Origin of the sequence: Inquilinus limosus MP06 (assembly GCF_000767795.1) — a bacterium.
GTDB lineage: Bacteria > Pseudomonadota > Alphaproteobacteria > DSM-16000 > Inquilinaceae > Inquilinus > Inquilinus limosus_E.
In genome coordinates this window covers 1-1,435 of the sequence record NZ_JANX01000941.1, presented here as the reverse complement: position 1 = coordinate 1,435, position 1,435 = coordinate 1, and the positions used below count along the sequence as shown (strand labels likewise).

General features: G+C 74.4%; 2 protein-coding genes. Both read left to right on the top strand.

The features are described from left to right. A partial coding sequence (locus tag P409_RS34210; RefSeq protein ID WP_161790527.1) for a type VI secretion system contractile sheath domain-containing protein occupies positions 1-1,028 on the top strand: 1,028 nt, incomplete at its 5' end. A gap of 38 nt (positions 1,029-1,066) precedes the next feature. After that, positions 1,067-1,435 (top strand): tetratricopeptide repeat protein (locus tag P409_RS34205; RefSeq protein ID WP_238578844.1); only part of this gene is annotated, 369 nt, incomplete at its 3' end.

Sequence of the window (1,435 nt, the reverse complement as noted above, 5' to 3'; positions counted from 1 at the left end):
GCCGGAGCGGCGCCGGCCGGGCGACGGCGCTCCGGTCGACGACGTCTCGCTGCTGTCGGCGCTGGCGGCGGTCGGGGCCCGTCCTTCATGCCGGTGGTGCTGGCGGCCGCCCGGCCCTGCTCGGCGTCGACGGCTTCGGCGACCTGGCCTTGTCCAACGACGCGGCAGCGGCGTTCCGCGACGACGACCACGCCCGCTGGCGCGCCATGGCGCTGCGCGAGGATACGCGGTTCCTGTGCGTGACCATGCCCCGGGTGCTGGCCCGCGCGCCCTGGCGGCCGGACCCGGCCCGGCCGGACGGGTTCCGCTACGAGGAGCACGCGCCGGAGGCCCGGCACCGCACCTGGTCGGTGGCCTGCTACGCCTTCGCCGCCACCGTGGCGCGGGCCCAGGCCCTGCACAACTGGCCGGCCGATGTCCGCGGCGTCAGCACCGACCGGGTCGGCGGCGGGCTGGTGCAGGACCTGCCGGCCGAACCCTTCGTGCTGGGGCCGGAGACGGCATGGAACCGGCCGTCGCTGGACCTGGCGCTGACCGACCGGCAGGAGCGCGACCTGGTTGCGGCCGGGCTGATGCCGCTGAACACGCTGCCTTATGGCGACGCCGCCTTCGCCGCCGTGCACAGCCTGCAGACGCGGGTGTCCGAAGCGCCGGGGCGCGACCCGACCCCGGCCATCGCCAACCGGCGGCTGTCGGCGCAGATCAACGCGATGCTCTGCGTCTCCCGCTTCGCCCACTACATCAAGATCATGGGGCGCGAGATGACCGGCTCCTCCCTGACCGCGGAGGAGGTCGAGCGCCGGCTGCAGACCTGGCTGTCCGGCTACACCAATGCCAGCCTCAATGCCGGGCCGGACAGCCGGGCGCGCCAGCCGCTGGTGTCCAGCCGAATCAAGGTGCACGAGCTGGCGGGCCGCCCCGGCGCCTATGGCTGCGTCATCCACCTGCAGCCCCACCACCAGCTCGACGACGTGTCGGCGGTGTTCCGCCTGGTCACCGGCCTGTCCGCCCAGGACGCGGCCGCGTGATGTCCGATCGCCCCCATGCCCAGACGCAGGAGACTTCAATGCTGACCAAAGCCGGAGAGCTGTTCCGCGAGGGCGCGCTGCAGGCGGCGATCGAGGCCGCCAACGCCGCGGTCAAGGCCGCGCCGGCGGATACCGGGGCGCGGATCCTGCTGGCCGAGCTGCTGCTGTTCGCCGGCAATCTCGAGCGCGCGGACACCCTCTTGGACGCGACCAGCACGGTCGACCCCTCCGCCGCGCTGATGGTCAGCGAGTTCCGCCAGCTGCTGCGCGGAGAGATGTCCCGGCGCCAGGTGCTGAGCGAGGGCCGCCCGCCGGAGTTCCTGGGGCAGCCGACGCCGACCCAGGCCCATCTGCTGCAGGCACTGGTGGCGCTGCGGGCCGGCGACCGGGCTGCCGCCGCCGAGGCG